Source organism: Gordonia sp. HS-NH1, assembly GCF_001418765.1.
In the GTDB taxonomy this organism is placed as follows: domain Bacteria; phylum Actinomycetota; class Actinomycetes; order Mycobacteriales; family Mycobacteriaceae; genus Gordonia.
On record NZ_LIYC01000136.1, the window covers coordinates 1 to 382 of the forward strand.

Consider the following 382-nt stretch of genomic DNA (forward strand, 5'->3'; position numbering starts at 1 on the left):
CCGCCCCCGACGCCGAGACCGCCCGCCGCGAGTGGGAAGCCTTCCGCGACTCGGAACTAGGCGCCAAATATCCGAGTGCGGCAATGGCTTTCGACCGAGCCTGGGATCGGTTCATCCCCTTCCTGGCATTCCCGCCCGAGCTGCGCAAAGTCATCTACACCACCAACTCGATCGAGTCGCTGAACTACCAGCTCCGCAAGGTCATCAAGAACCGCGGACATTTCCCCAACGACATCGCGGTCCGCAAACTCTTGTGGCTGGCCATCTGCGACATCGAAGACAAACGAGCCGCTCAACGCCTCAAAGAACGCGGGACCAGGCGGTCACAGCCCCGTAAGGCCCTCGGACGACTGGTCGAGGGACAGGTCGTCACCAACTGGAA

At 62.3% G+C, this 382-nt stretch carries 1 protein-coding gene; it reads left to right on the forward strand.

Going from position 1 to position 382, the window contains the following annotated elements; translation table 11 throughout:
- On the forward strand, window positions 1-382 hold a 382-nt coding region (locus tag AMD30_RS24385), incomplete at both ends, for a transposase (RefSeq protein ID WP_197282853.1).